The organism is Cohnella rhizoplanae (genome assembly GCF_948329515.1).
GTDB lineage: Bacteria > Bacillota > Bacilli > Paenibacillales > Paenibacillaceae > Cohnella > Cohnella rhizoplanae.
Genome location: NZ_CAOJCN010000010.1, coordinates 139,839 through 158,268, shown reverse-complemented (window position 1 = coordinate 158,268; position 18,430 = coordinate 139,839). Strand labels below are relative to the sequence as shown.

At 61.2% G+C, this 18,430-nt stretch carries 19 protein-coding genes; 2 read left to right on the top strand and 17 right to left on the bottom strand.

Features of this window, described 5'->3' with window-relative positions; genetic code table 11:
• The first annotated feature begins 22 nt into the window (after positions 1 to 22).
• Positions 23 to 562: a cupin domain-containing protein gene (locus PQG80_RS16320; RefSeq protein WP_271752469.1), complete on the top strand. Its 540-nt coding sequence runs from the start codon at positions 23 to 25 to the stop codon at positions 560 to 562.
• Positions 563 to 622: 60 nt separating this feature from the next.
• On the opposite strand, the gene PQG80_RS16315 is transcribed toward PQG80_RS16320, so the two are convergent.
• The 4 genes from PQG80_RS16315 to PQG80_RS16300 form a co-directional block, all read right to left on the bottom strand.
• Positions 623 to 1,423, bottom strand: coding sequence for an HAD family hydrolase (locus tag PQG80_RS16315; protein WP_271752467.1), 801 nt, complete (start codon positions 1,421 to 1,423; stop codon positions 623 to 625).
• A gap of 93 nt (positions 1,424 to 1,516) precedes the next feature.
• Entirely contained in the window at positions 1,517 to 2,035 is a 519-nt protein-coding gene (locus PQG80_RS16310; RefSeq protein ID WP_271752465.1) for a hypothetical protein, read from the bottom strand.
• 125 nt (positions 2,036 to 2,160) lie between these two features.
• Positions 2,161 to 2,358: a DUF896 domain-containing protein gene (locus tag PQG80_RS16305; protein WP_271752464.1), complete on the bottom strand. Its 198-nt coding sequence runs from the start codon at positions 2,356 to 2,358 to the stop codon at positions 2,161 to 2,163.
• Positions 2,359 to 2,518: 160 nt separating this feature from the next.
• The gene (locus PQG80_RS16300) at positions 2,519 to 2,989 is read right to left on the bottom strand and encodes a LysM peptidoglycan-binding domain-containing protein (protein WP_271752463.1); all 471 of its coding nucleotides are present in this window, start codon (positions 2,987 to 2,989) and stop codon (positions 2,519 to 2,521) included.
• Between the two features lie 164 nt (positions 2,990 to 3,153).
• Here PQG80_RS16300 and lexA point away from each other — a divergent pair, with 164 nt between their 5' ends.
• A complete protein-coding gene (gene lexA, locus PQG80_RS16295) occupies positions 3,154 to 3,777 on the top strand; it encodes a transcriptional repressor LexA (protein ID WP_271752462.1) in 624 nt (207 codons plus the stop codon).
• Between the two features lie 169 nt (positions 3,778 to 3,946).
• Here lexA and glnA read toward each other — a convergent pair whose 3' ends face one another.
• From glnA to mutL, 13 genes are all read right to left on the bottom strand, one after another.
• Entirely contained in the window at positions 3,947 to 5,275 is a 1,329-nt protein-coding gene (gene glnA / locus PQG80_RS16290; RefSeq protein WP_271752461.1) for a type I glutamate--ammonia ligase, read from the bottom strand.
• Positions 5,276 to 5,308: 33 nt separating this feature from the next.
• On the bottom strand, positions 5,309 to 5,728 hold the full coding sequence (locus tag PQG80_RS16285) for a MerR family transcriptional regulator (RefSeq protein WP_271752460.1): 420 nt from the start codon (positions 5,726 to 5,728) through the stop codon (positions 5,309 to 5,311).
• 138 nt (positions 5,729 to 5,866) lie between these two features.
• Positions 5,867 to 7,150: a methionine gamma-lyase family protein gene (locus tag PQG80_RS16280; RefSeq protein WP_271752459.1), complete on the bottom strand. Its 1,284-nt coding sequence runs from the start codon at positions 7,148 to 7,150 to the stop codon at positions 5,867 to 5,869.
• A gap of 45 nt (positions 7,151 to 7,195) precedes the next feature.
• Entirely contained in the window at positions 7,196 to 8,497 is a 1,302-nt protein-coding gene (hflX, locus tag PQG80_RS16275; protein WP_271752458.1) for a GTPase HflX, read from the bottom strand.
• A gap of 60 nt (positions 8,498 to 8,557) precedes the next feature.
• Positions 8,558 to 9,577, bottom strand: a complete 1,020-nt coding sequence (locus PQG80_RS16270; RefSeq protein ID WP_271752457.1) for an AAA family ATPase — start codon at positions 9,575 to 9,577, stop codon at positions 8,558 to 8,560.
• Positions 9,578 to 9,677: 100 nt separating this feature from the next.
• Positions 9,678 to 10,328, bottom strand: a complete 651-nt coding sequence (locus tag PQG80_RS16265; protein ID WP_271752456.1) for a YdcF family protein — start codon at positions 10,326 to 10,328, stop codon at positions 9,678 to 9,680.
• Positions 10,325 to 10,885: a ribonuclease FAU-1 family protein gene (locus PQG80_RS16260; RefSeq protein WP_271752455.1), complete on the bottom strand. Its 561-nt coding sequence runs from the start codon at positions 10,883 to 10,885 to the stop codon at positions 10,325 to 10,327. Before PQG80_RS16260 ends, PQG80_RS16265 begins: the two co-directional genes overlap by 4 nt.
• A gap of 78 nt (positions 10,886 to 10,963) precedes the next feature.
• Positions 10,964 to 11,404, bottom strand: coding sequence for a GNAT family N-acetyltransferase (locus tag PQG80_RS16255; protein ID WP_271752454.1), 441 nt, complete (start codon positions 11,402 to 11,404; stop codon positions 10,964 to 10,966).
• A gap of 93 nt (positions 11,405 to 11,497) precedes the next feature.
• Positions 11,498 to 14,119, bottom strand: coding sequence for a transglycosylase domain-containing protein (locus PQG80_RS16250; protein ID WP_271752453.1), 2,622 nt, complete (start codon positions 14,117 to 14,119; stop codon positions 11,498 to 11,500).
• Between the two features lie 161 nt (positions 14,120 to 14,280).
• Entirely contained in the window at positions 14,281 to 14,523 is a 243-nt protein-coding gene (gene hfq, locus PQG80_RS16245; RefSeq protein WP_271752452.1) for an RNA chaperone Hfq, read from the bottom strand.
• The gene (gene miaA / locus PQG80_RS16240) at positions 14,523 to 15,530 is read right to left on the bottom strand and encodes a tRNA (adenosine(37)-N6)-dimethylallyltransferase MiaA (protein ID WP_271752451.1); all 1,008 of its coding nucleotides are present in this window, start codon (positions 15,528 to 15,530) and stop codon (positions 14,523 to 14,525) included. The genes hfq and miaA overlap by 1 nt, the downstream gene beginning before the upstream one ends.
• Positions 15,527 to 16,303: a class I SAM-dependent methyltransferase gene (locus PQG80_RS16235; protein ID WP_271752538.1), complete on the bottom strand. Its 777-nt coding sequence runs from the start codon at positions 16,301 to 16,303 to the stop codon at positions 15,527 to 15,529. The genes miaA and PQG80_RS16235 overlap by 4 nt, the downstream gene beginning before the upstream one ends.
• A gap of 2 nt (positions 16,304 to 16,305) precedes the next feature.
• The gene (gene mutL / locus PQG80_RS16230) at positions 16,306 to 18,429 is read right to left on the bottom strand and encodes a DNA mismatch repair endonuclease MutL (RefSeq protein ID WP_271752450.1); all 2,124 of its coding nucleotides are present in this window, start codon (positions 18,427 to 18,429) and stop codon (positions 16,306 to 16,308) included.
• Between the last annotated feature and the right edge of the window lies 1 nt (position 18,430).

The window sequence follows — 18,430 nt, the reverse complement described above, 5'->3', positions numbered from 1 at the left end:
TAGTGGGAAAGAAGGAATAAAAGTGGCTAAAGTTCGCGTTCGCAATACCAACGAGCTGATCGAAGGCGAGGATAACGTTCGTTCGTTCCTGGATAAGCAAGGCGTGCTCTACGAGCACTGGAATCCGACCAAGCTGCCGGAGCGCCTGCAGGAGAACTTCGAACTGTCCGCCGACGACAAATCCGAGATCCTCTCGACCTTCGACGCCGAGATCCGCGATCTCGCGTCGCGCCGCGGCTACAAGACCTGGGATATCGTCGTGCTGTCCGAGTCAACGCCGAATATCGAAGAACTGCTGAAGAAGTTCGAGCAGATCCATACGCACACCGAGGACGAAGTGCGCGCGATCACGGCGGGCGAAGGCATCTTCATCATCCGCGGCGATGAGGCGACAGGCTACTTCGACGTCATCCTCACCGCCGGCGACGTCATCTCCGTACCGGAAGGCAGCGTTCACTTCTTCACCTTGACCGAGTCCAAGAAGGTCGTGGCCGTCCGCCTGTTCATCGAGACCGAAGGCTGGATCGCGCATCCTTACGAAGACCCTGCATTCGTCAAGTAAATCAGCGTTCTATACGGCAAAAAAGCGCCGTTCCTTCTCGCGAGGGAACCGGCGCTTTTTTTATTCGGCCGACAGCTTGCTTAACAGCGGCTGCAGCTCGCTCAGACTGGCGATCTCGTAGCTCGGCACGATCTCGTCGCCGCGAACGGCGCCATGGCGATTGATCCAGATCGAGATCATGCCTACGCCGTTAGCGCCCTTGATGTCGGTCGTCAGCTTGTCTCCTACCATGACGCAGGCGTCGGCCTCAAGTCCGAGTCGTTCCAGCGCATGCGCGAACAGCCGGGGCGACGGCTTGCCTTCCCCGAATTGACCGGAGATGACGATCTCGTCGAAATAGGGGATCAGCTCCGGCGTCATGGCGAGCTTTTCCTCCTGCAGGTCGGGCGAGCCGTTGGTGAGCAGCAGGAGCTTGTACTTGCCGCGGAGTTCGTCGAGTACCGCGAAGGTCTCCTCGTACGCCAGCGGCAGCTTACGGCGGTGAGCGGGGAATTGCTCCGCGAGCTTGGCGCCGAGCGCAGGATCGTCTACGCCAAGCGCAGCCAGTCCGCGCGTCCAGGCCTCTCTGCGATAGTCGGGCACGATCTTCTCCATTTTGCGGAACATCTCATGCTCGCCCGCCGTGAAGTTCCCCCACAATCCTTCAAACGGGTTGATTCCGATCATTTGCGTAAACGCGAACGTCTCGTATGTCTCGTACAGCGCCCTCGCCTCTCTGCGAACCGCTTCTTCCAGCGCGGCCGCATCGACGCCGGCATCCTTGGAGGCTTGCTCGCAGGTCGCTTCAAAAGCTTGTTTGACGCTGCGGTCGTCCCACAGCAATGTATCGTCCAGATCGAACATAACCGCTTGAATGTGCATTCCCGCCATCTCTCCCGTACGCGTTTCTTCTATATAAGGATATCTTTCAGTCAGATCTTTAATGCCGCTAACCTCTATTGCGCCGCATGACGTTTATTTGGCGCGCGTCTCCCACTCGATCTGGTGCAGGCTCGCGAAGTCCTTAAGCCGCGCGGACATAGCGTCCAACGGATAGCGGTTCATCAGCTTGGAGAATACCCAGTTGCCGCCCTTGACGGTCTCGATGATGACATAGCCGGGCATCTGCACGATCTTGCGGATCTCGAGCGGCTTCAGCGTCTTGTAGCCTGCGAACTTGCGCGTCTCCAGCCTGTCCTTCGATACGGCCAGATAGGGGCGGCGCAGGAAGTAAAACACGGCCAGCAGCACGTAACATCCGACCGTCGCCCAGAACATGCCTGCGCTCTGCGCGAAGTCGGCGGCCCATGGCTTAAACAGCAAAATATAAAACACGATCAAAAGCACGAGCGTAAACGGCATGATAATGCTTCGGCCCTTGAATCTGTCGATCTGAGCGGCCGGAGCGGACAAGCTTTGCTTGCCTTCCTTTTTGCGGCGTTTGTTGATTTGCTTTGAATTGCGCTGTACCGCGCGTTCCCATGAACGTGACACTGAAACACCCTCCTATGTATAGACAAAGCCGGCCTTAGAGCCGGCTTGCCGCGATGCCGCTTGAGAAGATCTGGAATACGTTGATCTTAATAATCGTAAGATAGCGATTGGTGGCCATGGACCGGTCAATGCTTGATCGTACCGGCTGGAGGTTCGTCCGTCCACTCGATCTGATCGAGCTGCTGCTTAAAGTTTCGCTTGAAATTATTCAAATAGACCTCGCGCAGCTTCTGCCGCTCGACGGTCTCTTCTTCGCTTAACCCCGTCGTTTTATGTTTATGGGCGAGCTCATTGATCCGCGCGATCAGCTTGTCAAATTCCATTAGGTCACCTCCCGAGTTGCCTCTTCTAATTTGACATGATAACAAGAGCAATGTCAAGGCGAGCGCAAAGCAAAAAGACCGATATGCATCGGTCTGTCAACGACAGTTTATTCGCTAAAAGGAATGAATGCGACGATAAGTCAATGACGAACATTCGTTCTTATTGCGCATCTCCACGTAACGACAGCTTGGCCGGAAGAATCAAACGCTGGCCGGAACTGAGCGCGGAGGCGTCCAGTCCATTGCGCTTCATGATCAGATGGACGGCCGTCCCCGTCTTCATGCCCTCGGGCTTAACGTCTTGGGCAATCGACCACAATGTATCTCCGCTGTCGACAGTCATGACCGACTCGACTGCCGTGGCAGGACGAACGGTCTCCGGCTCGGCGGAGGCGCGGAACATCGACAATCCCGCGTACAGCAGCAGCGCGACCAGCGGTATGATCAGAAGCCGTAAAAGCTTAAACGATCGCAGCGAATTCGACGTACGCGCCCGTGTCCTACTCCGCTTGGAGGCAGGCGTCTGCGAGGAACGTGCCTCATCGCTCTTCCTATATGTATATGCGTTGACCGAATGCACGCGAGACTGCAGAGAAACCCGCTCCGAACCGATAAGCTGAACTTGTACCATCTCATCCACCCCAAACGTTTGTTCTGATATGAGAATATCACGAACATATGTTTGAGTCAATGGTTTTGCGAACACAAGTTCTCTAAGAACGAATGTTTGTACGAACTCCGGTTCTGTGTTATAATTTGTCATATGAACTCTTAAGTCACTAGGAGGGCCTCGAGGTGTCCAAGATGTCCAACCGCCAATCCGCCATATTGGAATTCATTAAGAACGAAGTCAAGGATAAGGGCTATCCGCCTTCCGTCCGCGAGATCGGCGAGGCCGTCGGACTCGCGTCGAGCTCCACCGTGCACGGCCATCTGGACCGCCTGGAGAAGAAAGGCCTCATCCGGCGCGACCCGACCAAGCCCCGCGCGATCGAGATCACGGACGGCGAGCAGGATCCCGTCATACAGTTCGCGCAGTCCGTACGCCCCGTTCCGCTCGTGGGCAAAGTTACCGCAGGCGTGCCGATCACCGCAACCGAGAACATCGAGGAGTACTTTCCGCTTCCCGCCCAGATGGTCGGCGAGCAGACGGTATTCATGCTCTCCGTCAGGGGCGACAGCATGATCGACGCCGGTATACATAGCGGCGATTACGTGATCGTGCGCCAGCAGCAGACCGCTACCAACGGCGATATCGTCGTCGCCATGACCGAAGAAGACGAGGCGACCGTTAAGACGTTCTATAAGGAACGCGACCATATCCGCCTCCAACCGGAGAATAGCACGATGGAGCCGCTGCGTTTGAACAACGTGAGCATTCTCGGCAAAGTCATCGGATTGATCCGCAGCATCCGTTGACCCAGCCATTCGCTATACCGGGGACATATCCGGCCATGCAAAGAAGCCTCAGGACCGCTAATGCGGCACTGGGGCTTCTTATGTTTTTGCAGGCCTGCTTATAGAACGATACAAGCGACTACAATGAAAGCGGCTGGCTCTTCAATGAAGAGCCAGCCGCTGTTTGATTTTAGTATGTCGTCAAATACTGATCGCGTTCCCATTGATGGACCTGGGTACGGTAGATATCGTATTCGATTTCCTTCATCTCATAGAAGTGGGTCAGCGCGTGATCGCCCAGCGCATCGCAGACGACCTCGTCGCGCAGCATCTCGGAGAGCGCTTCGCGCAGGTTGAGCGGCAGGCTCGGAATGCCCGCGTCGATCCGCTCTTCCTCGCTCATGACGTAAATGTTGCGGTCGACCGGAGCCGGCAGCGCCGTCTTGTTGCGGATGCCGTCAAGACCGGACTTCAGCATGACCGCGAGGGCAAGGTACGGATTGGCGGCCGGGTCCGGGTTGCGGACTTCGACGCGCGTGCTGAGACCGCGCGATGCGGGAATTCGGATCATCGGGCTGCGGTTGCTGGCAGACCAAGCTACGTAACAAGGCGCTTCATAGCCGGGGACGAGCCGCTTGAACGAGTTGACCGTCGGATTGGTAATGGCGGCCATGCCGCGCGCGTGCTGCAGAATGCCGGCCATATAGTGGCGCGCGACGGTGCTGAGGCCCAGACGGTCGTTCGCGTCGTAGAACGCGTTCTCCGAGCCCTTGAACAGCGACTGGTGGCAGTGCATGCCCGAACCGTTCATGCCGTACAGCGGCTTTGGCATGAACGTCGCGTGCAACCCGTGCTTGCGGGCGATCGTCTTCACGACGAGCTTGAACGTCTGGATCTGGTCGGCGGCCTTGATGGCGTCGGCGTATTTGAAGTCGATCTCATGCTGGCCCGGCGCGACCTCATGGTGAGACGCTTCGATCTCGAAGCCCATCTCCTCGAGCATCAGCACGATATCGCGGCGGCAGTTCTCGCCGAGATCGGTCGGCGCGAGGTCGAAGTAGCCGCCCTGATCGTTGAGCTCGGTCGTCGGATTGCCCTTCTCGTCCGTCTGGAACAGGAAGAACTCCGGCTCCGGTCCGACGTTGAACGACGTGAAGCCCAGCTCTTGCGCCTCCTCGAGCGCACGCTTCAGGATGCCGCGCGGATCGCCCGCGAACGGCGTGCCGTCTGGCATGTAGATGTCGCAGATGAGACGGGCGACGCGGTCTTCCGTCACCCACGGGAAGACGACCCAGGTGTCGAGGTCCGGATACAGATACATGTCGGATTCCTCGATGCGTACGTAGCCCTCGATGGAGGAGCCGTCGAACATCATCTTGTTGTCCAGCGCCTTCGTCAGCTGGCTCACGGGAATTTCTACGTTTTTAATGATGCCCATGAGATCGGTGAATTGCAGGCGGATGAAGCGCACGTTCTCTTCCTTGGCGATCCGAATGATATCCTCGCGCGTGTAGCTCATGACAGCCTCCTAGAGTGATCGTTATAGGTGTAGCTACTTGTTCTTGTAGAACCGCGACAGCTCGCCTTGAATGAGAGATACCTGGCCCGGCCGCTTGTTGCCGGACATGATCTGCTGCTTAAGCATGCGATGCAGCTGGGATTCGCTCATCTCGCGGCGTTTAACCTCGGACAGCTCGTTGATGATCGTCGCGTCGTCCGCGTCTTCTCCCACCGGGTTCATCACTTGCTTGATGCCTGCGATATTGACGCCCTTCTCGATCAATGCCTTGATCTCGAGCAGGCGCTCGACATCGTTGAACGAGAACAGACGCTGATTGCCGGCCGTCCGCGCAGGCTGAATGAGTTCATGTTGTTCGTAATATCGTATCTGCCGGGCGGTCAGATCGGTCAGCTTCATGACAATGCCAATCGGGAACAACGCCATATTTCTGCGAATTTCGTCGCCAGCCATTTTCGTATCAACCTTCCATCTGGGCGCGGAATTTTGCAACCACTATCATTGTAGCCCGGGCCGCAAAACGTGTCAAGGAATGTAAGGTTTAATTCCAATGAGCATACGCGGCGCTAAGATGGTCCGGAATCGATCCCGTCATACTGACATGCCGCCGAGCATGCCGCGGTTCCGCAGCGTCTCCCAGGCCTCGCGCACCGCCAGCTTCACGTGCGCATAGGTCAAGCCGCCTTGCATATAAGCAATGTAGGGCTCGCGGATCGGCGCGTCCGCGGACAGTTCCAGACTGCCGCCTTGGATGAAGGTGCCCGCCGCCATAATGACCGGATGCTCGTAGCCGGGCATGTCCCACGGTTCGGGCACGACGTGCGCGTCCACCGCCGCGGCCCGCTGCACCGCTTGAACGAAGGCGATGAGCGGGGCTTCGGCGCCGAAGGCGATGGCCTGGATCAGATCGGTGCGGGGCTCGTCCCAGCCGGGCTTGGTCTCGAAGCCGAGTTGTTCGAACACCGCAGCTGCGAAAATGCTGCCCCGCACCGCCTGGGACACGAGCAGCGGCGCCAGAAACAGCCCCTGGTAGATCGATCGCGTCGTGCCGAGCATCGCGCCGACCTCCGCCCCGATGCCTGGCGCGGTCATACGGTAGGCCGCCTGGTCCACAAGCGCTTGCTTGCCGGCGATATAACCGCCGCTCGCGGCTAGCCCGCCTCCCGGATTTTTTATGAGCGAACCCGCGATCAGATCCACGCCAACCTCGCATGGCTCGCGATCCTCGGTGAACTCGCCGTAACAGTTGTCCGCGAAAATAACCGCGTCCGGCCGAATATTCCTCAAGCGGCGGACCATCTCCGCGATGCGGTCGATCGTGAACGAGGATCGCCATTCGTAGCCGCGGGAACGCTGAATGGCGAATACCCGCGTACGAGGCGTCACGGCCGCCGCCACCGCTTCGAAGTCCACGCCCCCGTCCGCAAGCAGCGGTATCGACTTCGCCTTAATGCCCCAGTCGGCGAGCGACCCTATGCCGTCCCCCGGCTTGCCCACGACCTTGCGCAGCGTATCGTACGGCTCGCCGGTCACGAACAACAGCTCGTCGCCTGGACGCAGCACCCCGAACAGCGCCGTAGAGATCGTATGCGTGCCGGACGCAAAATGAGGCCGCACCAGCGCGGCCTCCGCTCCGAACACATCCGCATACACAAGATCCAGCACTTCGCGTCCTCTGTCGTTGTAGCCGTATCCCGTGGAGGACGCGAAGTGGTAATCGCTCACTTTATGCTTGCGGAATGCGCGGATGACTTTCCAGTTGTTGCGCTCCCCGATGCGGTCCGTCTCCGCGAACCGTCCGGCCGCGAGCGTCTCAGCGCGGTCGGCCAGACGCCGCCATTCCAGATCCGTCTCCTGATTGCCGTCATTTGCCATGATCGCTTCCTGCTCCCATTCCCGATCCGGTTCTCTCTCCGACGATTATACCGAATTCATGTTTTCTACAAAAAAGTCCTCAAGCGGACGTCCATGCTTCTCCAGGTCCGCCGGATTGATCCGCAACTTCAGCATCAGCCGGTCCTCGTCCGTCCCCTGCTCCAGCACCTCGCCTACGCGGTAAGCGAGCGCTGCCAGTTCGCCGCGTTCGGCGGGGAGCGACAGCGTCCGCACGTCGCCGAGCAGCTTGTCCTCGATACGCGCGACGAGCGTCTCCATGTCCCGGTCGCTGAACGCGCTGACCCGCAGCGCATCCGGCCCCCCGGCGAGCAGCCCGATCGCGGATGGCGGACATTCGTCGATCTTGTTATAGACGAGCATGGTGGGTTGTCCGCCCGCGCCGAGTTCCGCCAGCACCTCTTCCACGACGGTCCGCTGCCGGTCCCGCATCGGGGAGGAAGCGTCCACGACATGCAGCAGCAGGTCCGCTTCGTTCACTTCCTCGAGCGTCGCCCGGAACGCGGCCACCAGATCGTGCGGCAGGTTCTGGATAAAACCTACCGTATCGGTGAGCAGCACTTCCTTGCCGCTGGGCAGTTCGAGCGCGCGCGAGGTCGGATCCAGCGTGGCGAACAGCCTGTTCTCAGCGAGCACGTCGGCGCTCGTGAGCTGCCGAAGCAGCGTTGACTTGCCCGCGTTCGTATAGCCGACGAGCGCGACCTGCACGACGCCGTTTTTCTTGCGTCGCTCCCGGTGCAGCTTGCGATGCGCCGTCAAGCCTTCGATCTGCCGTTTCAGCTCGGAGATCCGGCCCCGGATATGCCGGCGGTCGGTCTCGAGCTTCGTCTCGCCCGGCCCGCGCGTCCCGATGCCGCCGCCGAGCCGGGACAGATTCTTGCCCTGGCCCGAGAGTCGGGGCAGCAGGTACGAGAGCTGCGCCAGCTCCACCTGCAGGATCCCCTCTCTGGTCTTCGCCCTGCCGGCGAAAATGTCGAGGATGAGCTGCGTGCGGTCGATGATCTTGACGTCAAGCTCCTCTTCGAGATTACGCACTTGCACGCCGGACAGCTCCTGGTCGAAGATCGCCGTCGAGACGCCTTCTTCGGCGATTCGCGCCTTCAGCTCCTGGGCTTTGCCTTTACCCACGAACCATCTCGTGTCCGGCACGTCCCGGTTCTGCATCATGCGTCCGACGACCTCGACGCCCGCCGTGTCCGCCAGGTTCGCCAGTTCATCCATCGAATGCTCCGGATCCGCTCCCGATTGGCGCACGGCATCGGTGACCAGACTGACGAGCAGCGCGCGCTCGCCTTGGTCGGCCCCGGTATCATAAGAGTTAGGTTTCATCGTTCGGCTGCCTCCAGTGCTTCGATTCGTCTCCATATACTATACCCGCAAGACGCGACTCTAATTGAAGCCCCAGCCGTACGCAGGACCCGCCGCGGCACCGGGGGCCGGCAGCGGCTTCAGATCCTCCGGACGGATGCCGACGAGCTCCTGCCTGGACGGAGAAGCGGAGGGATACTGCTGAAGAAGCCGTACCGCCTGGTTGCGGATCGCCCGCTCGAGCATGTTCCGCACGTATCGCGCGTTGCTGAACGGATGCGTCGCGCCGTCTTTTTCCTGGACCACGTTATGCTTGAGCTTGGCGACGGTCTGGGGCAGCAGAACGTAATCCCGCTCCCTCGCCATGCCTTCGGCGATCTGCAGCAGCTGATCCACCGTGAAGTCGGGAAAATCCATCTGGATCGGAAATCGGGAAGGCAGCCCCGGGTTCGTCATCATGAACATGTCGATCTCCATCGGATAACCCGCCAGGATCAGCACGAATTGATTGCGATGGTCCTCCATCGCCTTGACGAGCGTGTCGATCGCTTCTTTGCCGAAATCCTTTTCGCCGCCTCTCGCGAGGCTGTAGGCTTCGTCCACGAACAGGACGCCGCCCAGCGCCTTCTTGACGAGATCCCTCGTCTTCTGCGCGGTATGCCCGATGTACTCGCCGACCAGGTCGGCCCGTTCGACCTCGACCAGATGTCCCTTGGTCAGCAGACCCATGCTCTGGAACAGCTTGGCGAGCAGACGGGCGACGGTCGTCTTGCCGGTGCCCGGATTGCCTCTAAAAATCATATGGTATACATGCGACTGGCTATGAAGCCCCGCATCTCCGCGATATTGGGCGATCTGCAGCAGCGCGTAGATCTCGTAGACGAGCTCCTTCACGTTGTCTAGGCCGACCATGCGCTCCAGCTCCTGCTGCCACATGGCCCAAGGGCCCGAAGACGGAAGGCCGCGGGCCGAAGTCAGCGCCTCGGGATTGCCTGCGGCTGTGGCCGGCGCCGCCTCCTGGCTGCGCAGCACTACGTTGATCTGTCTGGCGGGCCTCGCCGCGGCGGCGCTATCCCGCTCGCCCTGCGCTCTAGCATTCATGACAGGCTACACCCCGCAGACGGAAAGTCGGCACGTACGCCGCACTATCAGTCTATTCGGTCCGGCCAGGCATCATGCAACGGAAGGATCCGCCGGCGCCTCACAGCCACTTCTGAAGCAGCCACTTGGTGTAAGCCAGCACCTCTCGGGACCTGTGGTAAGCCATATTCATGACCTTAGAATCCGTGACGCTCACCTGGGGACGCTCGTAATCCAGCGCTTCGGCGATGTCGAGCGACCGCGAGCCGTGATATTGGTGCGTGACGATCACCGCCGTGCGCCAACCGTGAGATTCCATGATCGTCCGCGAGAACTTCAGGTTCTCGTACGTGCTGGTCGCCATTGGCTCTATGTATATGGCTGAAGCGGGTACGCCCTGCTGCCGGAGATAGTCGCGCATCCCCTCCGCTTCGGTCAGAACGGCGCCGCCGGCATCCAGTCCGCCCGTCACGATGAACCGGTCGAATACGTCGGCACGGTACAACGACAAGGCTTGGTCGAGACGCTCGCGAAGCCCGGGACTGGGCTTGTTATCCCAGAGCGACGCGCCGAGGACGATGCCGACTTCCGAGCGCGCGGGAAGCCCGGCGGAGGGACTGCCCTCGAATCTCCCGATCACGATAAAAAGACTCGCGCACCAGAGCAGGATCGCGAGCATTCCGGCGCAAGCCGCGAACGCCGCGATCCGGATCGGCTTGCGGCGCGAGCGGAGGGCCTGCGACGCCGCTTCGCGGTTCGCCCCTGCGCTCACGGCGTTCCGTTCTCCCAGCCGAGGCGTTCAAGGAACAGCTTGCGGTGCTTCAGACTCATTTCGAAATAAGGAAACTTCTTCTGCCGAATCAGCGACAGCAGGCGCTGCGCGGTCCGGTGGGCCATGGCCGAGTCGCGCTGGGTGATGTGGCCGTCGTCCAGCGCCTCCTCCAGCTCGTCTTCGTCCAGCAGCAGCGTCTCTCCCGTAGGCAGGACGACGATATCCAGATACAGATCGTCGAACCAAGGCACCTGCTGGTCGGTCAAGCCTTGCGTCTTGCAAATGTCGATATACCACTGCACGACCTGGCCGCGCTGATCGAACATCGTCGTGACGACGAAATGTTCACCCCGCGGATAATGCTGCGTCCACAGATAACCCTTGTCGGCGAGGCACATCCGCTTGCCGTTGTACTCTTTCCAGAGCGGGTCCCGCAAGTCCTGAATCCGATAGAGCGTCACGAACCCGCGGAAATACGGCTCGTCCATGGGAATGCAGGCGTAATTTTTTTTTAGGATACGGCGCCAGTTGGCCCGGTCGGAAAATTTTCGCTTCATAAATCCTCTCTCGTTCACGATAATCAGGTTTACACAAAGCTTACCACAACTTGCCTTCCCGAACCAGTTAAGGGGAAATCAGCTCAGATGCTTGCTCATCCGCACGTGCAGAATGCCCGCGTCGTAGAAGGGCTCGTCCGAGATCGTCGCGTACCCGAGCTTGGCGTAAAAAGCCTCCGCGCTGCACTGCGCGTCGAGAATGACCGATCGGTACCCGAGCGCCGCGGCATCCTGCTCCATCGTCCGCACGAGCAGCCGTCCGACCGACCGGCCCCTGTACGACAGCTTTACGGCGATACGCTGCAGCTTGGCGACACCCGGTTCATAGGTTTTCCACCGGGCGGCTCCGACCGCAACGCCTTCGTCGGTCGCGAGAAAGTGTCTGCACGCAGCCGGCGAAGCATCGTATTCGTCGACTTCCTCTTCCGGCGGTACGCCTTGCTCCTTCACGAATACTTCCATGCGAACGGCCAGGCAGCTCTCCAGTTCGCTTCTCTCGGTCACCCATTTGCAATTCATCGCGGTTTCCTCCCGTTAACTCTGTCTGCAATGAACCTATTTTGAACAATAAACGAAAAAAAGACAAGCGCGGCGGCGCTTGTCTGGCTATCCTTATGGCGCTGATGTCTGCTCGCCTGTAACGGCGGCCTGCGCGCCGTCCTTGTCTTTTTTCTTATTGTCGTTCTTCTTGCCCCCGGCTGCGTCGGCAGGCGTAGGCGTAGGCAGCATGGACGGAGAAGCCGTCGCTCTGGCGACCGGCCCCGTCGAATCCGTAGCTTCGGGCGGGGAAGTCGGCGTTGGGGTCGGCGTCTGGTCAGGCGGGACCGAGTCCGTCGGGCCCTGCTGTCCGTCGTCCGGCGTCTGCTCGCCTTGGTCGCCGTCGCCGCCGTCCGGGTTATCCGGCGGCAGCCCGTCGGTCGGTTCGGCCGAATCGGTCGGCGTCGGCGTTGCGGTCGGCGTCGGCGTCGGCGTTTCCTCTAGCTCGGACGTCACTTCTACGGCGACTCTATTGGATTCGGCGCCCTCCGTCCCTGCCTTCGCGTCGTACGGCTTCACGTAATACGTGTAAGTCGTATCCGGCAAAATCGACAGGTCCTCGGCCGACGGCGTCACGGATTCCACCAATAACTTGAATCCGTTCTCGCCGGAAGCCTGGCGATAGATCTTGTAGGTGATGTCGTCTCCGGGCACCGCGCTCCAGTTCAGCGCGACGGCGACCTGTTGGCTGTCGTATACGCCGCTCAGATCGGCGATCGCCTGAGAATCCGGCGTCCGCGTCGGCGTCGGCTGCTCCTCCGCTTGCTGCGGAACGGGGAATGCAAGCTTTTCCTTGCCCTCCAGCGCCTTTTTCATCACTCTAGAAAACATCGCCGCCGCTTGGCCGCTGCTGTTCCTGACATAGTGAGTCGTATCCGTCTTGTCGTAGCCCATCCAGACAGCGGCCGTATATTCGGGCGTAAAGCCGACGAACCAGACGTCGCGGTTGCCGCTCGAGCTCGCGCCTTTGAGACCGAGCTGCGTCGTGCCCGTCTTGCCGGCCACGGTCCTGCCGCTAATCTGCGCCTTCGTTCCGGTGCCGCCGCTGACGACGCCCTTCATGATCTCGGTTACGTAGTAGGAAGTCATCGGCTTCATCACCTGATTATCCTTCGGTTCCTTGAACGAATACACCGTCTTGCCGGCCGCGTCCGTGATCTTGAGGACGGCGTGCGCGTCCTGCAGCTGCCCGCCGTTGGCGAAGGCGCCGTAAGCGCGAACCATCTCGACCGGCGTCACGCCGCGAGTCAGACCGCCGAGGGCGATCGCGAGGTTGCGGTCATCCTTATCCAGCTCGATGCCGAGCTTGCCGGCGAACTTGACGCCCGTCGACACGCCGATCTCGTTGAGCAGCCATACGGCCGGCTGATTGATCGAGCCCTTGATCGCGTCCTTCATCGCGATGGCACCCACATAAGGGTTTTTGTTCGAATCCTTCGGGCAATATTTGCCGTTGTTGTAACAGACCTTGTCGTCCCGCAGCGTAGAATCCGGGGTATAATCGCCGGTCTCCAGCGCCGGCCCATAGGAGACGATCGGCTTGAACGAGGAGCCAGGCTGGCGGCGGCTCTCGACGCGGTTCAGTCCGCTCTTCTGGTAATCCCGTCCGCCGACCATCGCCTTCAGCGAGCCGTCGTGCTGGTCCATGATGACCATGGCGCCCTGGATCGATATGTCGTCCTTGCTTTCCTCGAAGTTGTCATCATCGGAAAAGGCGCTCTCCGCCGCAGTCTGCGCCTGCGTATCGATCGTCGTATAGATCGTATAGCCGCCGGACAGCAGTTCTTCCTCGGACAGGCCCAGCTTCTCCAGCGCTTCGTCGATCGCATAGTCCGTGTAGCTGGCGAACTTGCTCGTATTCGTCATCGCCATCGTCGGCTTGTAGACGATCGCGGCCGCGGCCGCCCGCTCTTCTTCGGTAATGAGCCCCTGGTCCGTCATGAGGCGCAGGACGACGGCGCGGCGCTCCATGGAGTTGTCCGGATGCTTGTATGGATTATAAACGCTCGGTCCCTTCGGAATGGCGGCCAGCGTGGCGATCTGCCACGTCTTCAGCTGATCGAGATCGCCGACGCCGAAGTAAAACTTCGCGGCGGTCTTGATGCCGTATTGTCCGTTGCCGAAGTAGATCCGGTTCAGGTAGAGCTCGAGTATTTCTTCTTTGGTCTTATGGCGTTCGAGCGCCAAGGCGATCGAAGCCTCCGTGCCTTTGCGGAACCACGTCTTGTCCGCGTTCAGGAACAGATTGCGCGCGAGCTGCTGCGTGATCGTGCTGGCCCCCTCGACCATGCTGCGCGCCACGACGTCCTTGGCGAGCGCCCGGCCGATGCCGAACAGATCGACGCCGCCGTGCTCGTAGAACCTTTTATCCTCGACCGCTACGAACGCGTCGCGCACGGCCTGCGGAATATCCTTGTACTGCACGTACTCGCGGTTGCCGCCCGCGATCGAGATCTTGGCGATTTGCTTGCCTTCGGCATCCGCTACGATCGTCGAGCGGTCGAGATCGAGCTTGTTGAGATTGGCCGATAGAACGCGTTCTCCGTTTAAAATGACGAGTAAGTAAGCGACCGCCGCGGCGAGAACCGCCAGAACGGCGATACAGATGAACCAGACGAGCGCGACTTTGCCGCGGCGCCGCTGGCGAGGCGGCTTGCCGCCGTTTCCTCGTGACCGATTCGGTGCTGACTGAGCCAATGGCTTCTCTCCCCTTTTACAGTTCTTTTTTCTCTGTCTATACCATACCCGCTCAAAAGAAGAACAACCCAAGTTTTGGGTTGCCCTGTGGCCTGGCTATTCATTTAGACGCTAAATGGGGGTGAAAGGTTTCGATCCGGGCCGCCGACGGCAACTGCGCGTCAGGCGTTGGCGCCGGTGTCCTGCTGCTGAAGAGATACGTTGCGCTGCGGCGTGAACGTGCTGATGGCGTGCTTGTAAACCATCTGCTGCCGGCCGTCGCTGTCGATGACGATCGTAAAGTTGTCGAAGGCGCGGACGACGCCGCGGATCTGGAACCCGTTGGTCAAGTAGACGGTGACGGGCACGCTATCCTTGCGCAGTTGATTCAGAAACGTATCCTGGATGTTTATGGACTTGTTCATTACCGGTATCCCCCATCGCCATTAATTTCTTGTGTACGAATATATTCAAGGCTCAAACCAAACTTTCCTGCTATTATAGCATAGATCGTTTGCAAAAGTTCGGAGTTTTTTGCCTCCGGGTCGGCGTCGACCCATATCAGATCCTGCATGTGCCGGAACCAAGAGAGCTGCCGTTTGGCGAAGCGTCGCGTGTCCCGCTTGAGCGTATCGGCCGCCTCCGCGTACGTCGCCCGGCCTTCGATATAGGCGGCCATTTCCTTGTAGCCGAGCGCCTGCATGGATACGGCGGACGAGGGCAGTCCGGCCTCGAGCAGTCCCCGCACCTCCTCGGCCAGGCCCTGCGCCAGCATCGCGTCCACCCGCTCCTCGATTCTCTCGTACAGCCTCGCCCGCTCCATATGGAGCCCGATCAGCGCGAGATTGTACGGAGATTCCTTGCGGTCGCCACGGGCTTCGCCCAGCTGCTCGGACGCGGGCAATCCCGTCGTCTCTCGGATCTCCAGCGCGCGGATGACTCGGCGCATATCGTTGGGATGGAGCTTCGCGGCGGACGCCGGATCGACGGCGGCCAGCTTCCGGTGCAGCGCCTCAGGGCCGTCCCGTTCGGCCAACGCCTGCATCGCCTCGCGGAAAGCGGGATCGCCGCCCGAAGGCTGGAACCGGAACCCGTAGCAGACCGATTCGACGTACAGCCCGGTCCCCCCCACGATAAAAGGAATGCGCCCTCTGCCGTGGATGTCCCGGATCGCTTCCTCGCAGGCAGTCTGGAAGTCCGCCGCGGAGAATGGCTCCGCCGGATCCCTGATGTCGATCAAATGGTGCGGGACGCCCTCCCGCTGGGCCAGGGGAAGCTTGGCCGTGCCGATGTCCATGCCTCTGTATACTTGCATCGAATCCCCGCTGATAATCTCGCAGCCGAACGCACGGGCGATCGCGAGGCTGGTCGCGGTCTTGCCGACGGCCGTCGGTCCGACCAGCGCGATCAGCGGAGGTTTGTTGTTCGTCATTGAATCCCGATCACTCCATAGTCCACGGCCGAATAGGAAGTCCGGACCCGCCGGAAACCGTGCCGTTCGAATTCGCCGCTCGTCTTGTGGTCCTTCAGCACGACGGCGCGGCGGGCGACCCGGCGCGCCTCCGCAATCGCGTCGGCGCCCAGGGAACGCTCCTCCGCATACGATCGCAGGGGGCGCAGCGAAGCCGAGCCGAGCACCGGACGCGCGAACATCGGATCGAAGTAGACGACGTCCGCGCTCCCGTCGGGCATGGCCCGGAGCGTCTGCAGGTTCTCGCCATGGACCATCTCGATTCTGCGCATCGCCTCGTCGAGCTCCGGCAGTCCGCTTGCATATCCGCGCAGGCCCTCGCGCACGATCAGGTACAGCATCCGCGAGGCCTCCACCGCCATCACGCGTCCGCCTGCGCCGGCCGCGTAGGAAAGGACGAGCGCGTCCGCGCCAAGCCCCGCCGTGCAGTCGACGACGACGTCGCCCGCCCTGACCCCGGCCGCCTCGACGAGCGCGTCGCCGCCCCCCTCCATCAGCCGCTTGACCCGGATCTGGGCCATGCTCGGGTGATAGAACAGCGGCTCTGCGCCTTCCGCGACGAACCGCAGGCCCTGCGGCCCCGCGACGAGTATGCCGTCGGCGGCTCCCGCATGCTTGCGCGCGAGGCCCGTAAGCGTCTCGCGCCGCCGCTCCGCATAGGGGCAGCCGAGCTCCGCCGCCAGCCCGCGCGCGTATTCCGCGAGGCCGGCGTCCGGCTTTTCCGCGGTCGTCACGATCAAGACATCACCCGCTTGAACATCTTCTCTAGCTCGTACGTCGTGAAGCTGACGACGATCGGCCGCCCGTGCGGACAAGTGTAGGGCTGCTTGCAGGCGCCGAGCCTGCGGAGCAGCGTCTCGCCGGCCTCGCGCGTCAGCGACTGGTTGGCTTTGATCGAAGCTTTGCAGGAGCACAGAATCGCGGCCTTCTCCCGGATCTTATGGAGGTCGATGCCGCGCTCCTTCAGGATCCATTCCGCCATTTCCCGCACGATGTCGGCCTCGTCTCCTTCGGGGAGCCAATGCGGCACGGCCCGTACGATAAAGGTATTGCCACCGAAGTCTTCCAGATATACGCCCGCCAGCTCGAACCAGGGGAGCTTGCCGCGGATGGCCGTGTATTCGTCCGGCGCGAACGACAGCGTCACCGGGAGCAGCAGCTCCTGGCTCGCGGCAGCCGGATCACCGAACTTCTCGTAATATATCTCATAATGGATGCGCTCGTGCGCGGCATGCTGGTCGATCAAGTAGAGGCCCGTATCGTTCTGGGCGACGATGTACGTGCCGTGCAGCTGCCCGATCCAGTACAGCTCGGGGAATTCGGGCTTGATCTCTGCGGTCGCAGCGCCGAACGCGGCCGTCCACACTTGATCCGGCAGCCTGGCCGGCTCCTGCGTCCTGCCGCGGTCCGTCCAAGGGTCACGGCCCTGGGAGGCATAACCCCCGCCGGCAGGGCGGGACTCCCGCACCGCGTCCTTGCCGGCATAAGGCGCCGCGGCCTCTTGGGCTCGTGCCGCAGGTGTCTTTCCTGCGTTCGCGGAAGCGGTCCAGGCAAGGCCGGACAAGCCGGACACGCCGGACACGCTGCGGGCACCGTCGCCTGAAGGCCGAGCCGCTGAAGCTTCGGAAGAAGCGAAGGCGGCGTTGAAGCCGGGAGCCTGAAGCTTAGGCGCGGCGCCGCCGGCAGACGGCTTGCCCGCGCCGGGATCTTGAACGGACGATGGTGCCGCGGCAGCTTCGTTGCCGGCTCCTTCCGGTCCGCGTCCCGTCTCGTCTTGTCCCTCGGCGACCGGCGGGACATGGAAACGAATCTGCTCCTGCTGCCATACCTCCGGCTTGGGCTTGCGGACGGCCGTGCCGGACGGTATATAAGCGTAGGCCTCGAGCGTCTTTCTCACGGCCGCTTCGACGAAAGCCCGCAATTCGGTCTCCTTGCTGAAGCGCACCTCCAGCTTGGCGGGATGCACGTTCACGTCGAGCAGCGAGGGATGCATCCTCAGATGCAGAACGGAAAGCGGGTACCGATTGATCGGCAGCAACGTGTGATACGCCTGAAGCAGCGGTTGGATCACGGCCGGACTGCGCACGAACCGGCCGTTGACGATGATCGTCACCGCGGCTCGGCTCGCCCTGGTTTCGATCGGCATGGCGGTCAAGCCCGACAGCGAGAAATCGGGCCCGTCCGCCTGCAACTCGAGCATCGCCTTGGCAGGCCCGGTGCCGTAGATGGCCGCGACGACCTGCCTCAGGTCGCCGCTTCCCGGCGTGCGGAGCAGCACGGAGCCGTTGTGCGTAAACGTAAAGGCTATATCCGGCCTGGCCAGCGCCTGCCTGTACACGACGTCCGACAGATGCGACAGCTCCGTCTGTATCGTGCGCATATACTTGAGCCTTGCCGGCGTGTTGTAGAAAAGCTCCTTGACGGACATGTCCGTGCCCCTCGGCGCGGCGGCATCCTCGTGCCGCTTGACGGTGCCGCCCTCGATCTCGAGCAGCCGTCCGAGTCCGCCGGATTCCGTGGCGCTGAGACAGCGGACCTTGGCTACCGACGCGATACTCGGCAGCGCCTCCCCTCTGAACCCGAGCGTCGAGATCTGGAACAGGTCCCGGCCGCTGGCGATCTTGCTCGTCGCGTGACGCTGGAAAGCGATCAGCAGGTCGTCGGCTTCGATACCCGCCCCGTCGTCCGCTACGCGGATGAGCGACAGCCCGCCTTCTTCGGCGGTAATGTCGACATGCTTCGCGCCGGCGTCGACCGCGTTCTCGATCAGCTCCTTCAGCACGGAAGCGGGGCGCTCGACGACCTCGCCGGCCGCGATCTGGTTTGATAGATGTTCGTCCAGCTGAATGATGATACCCATA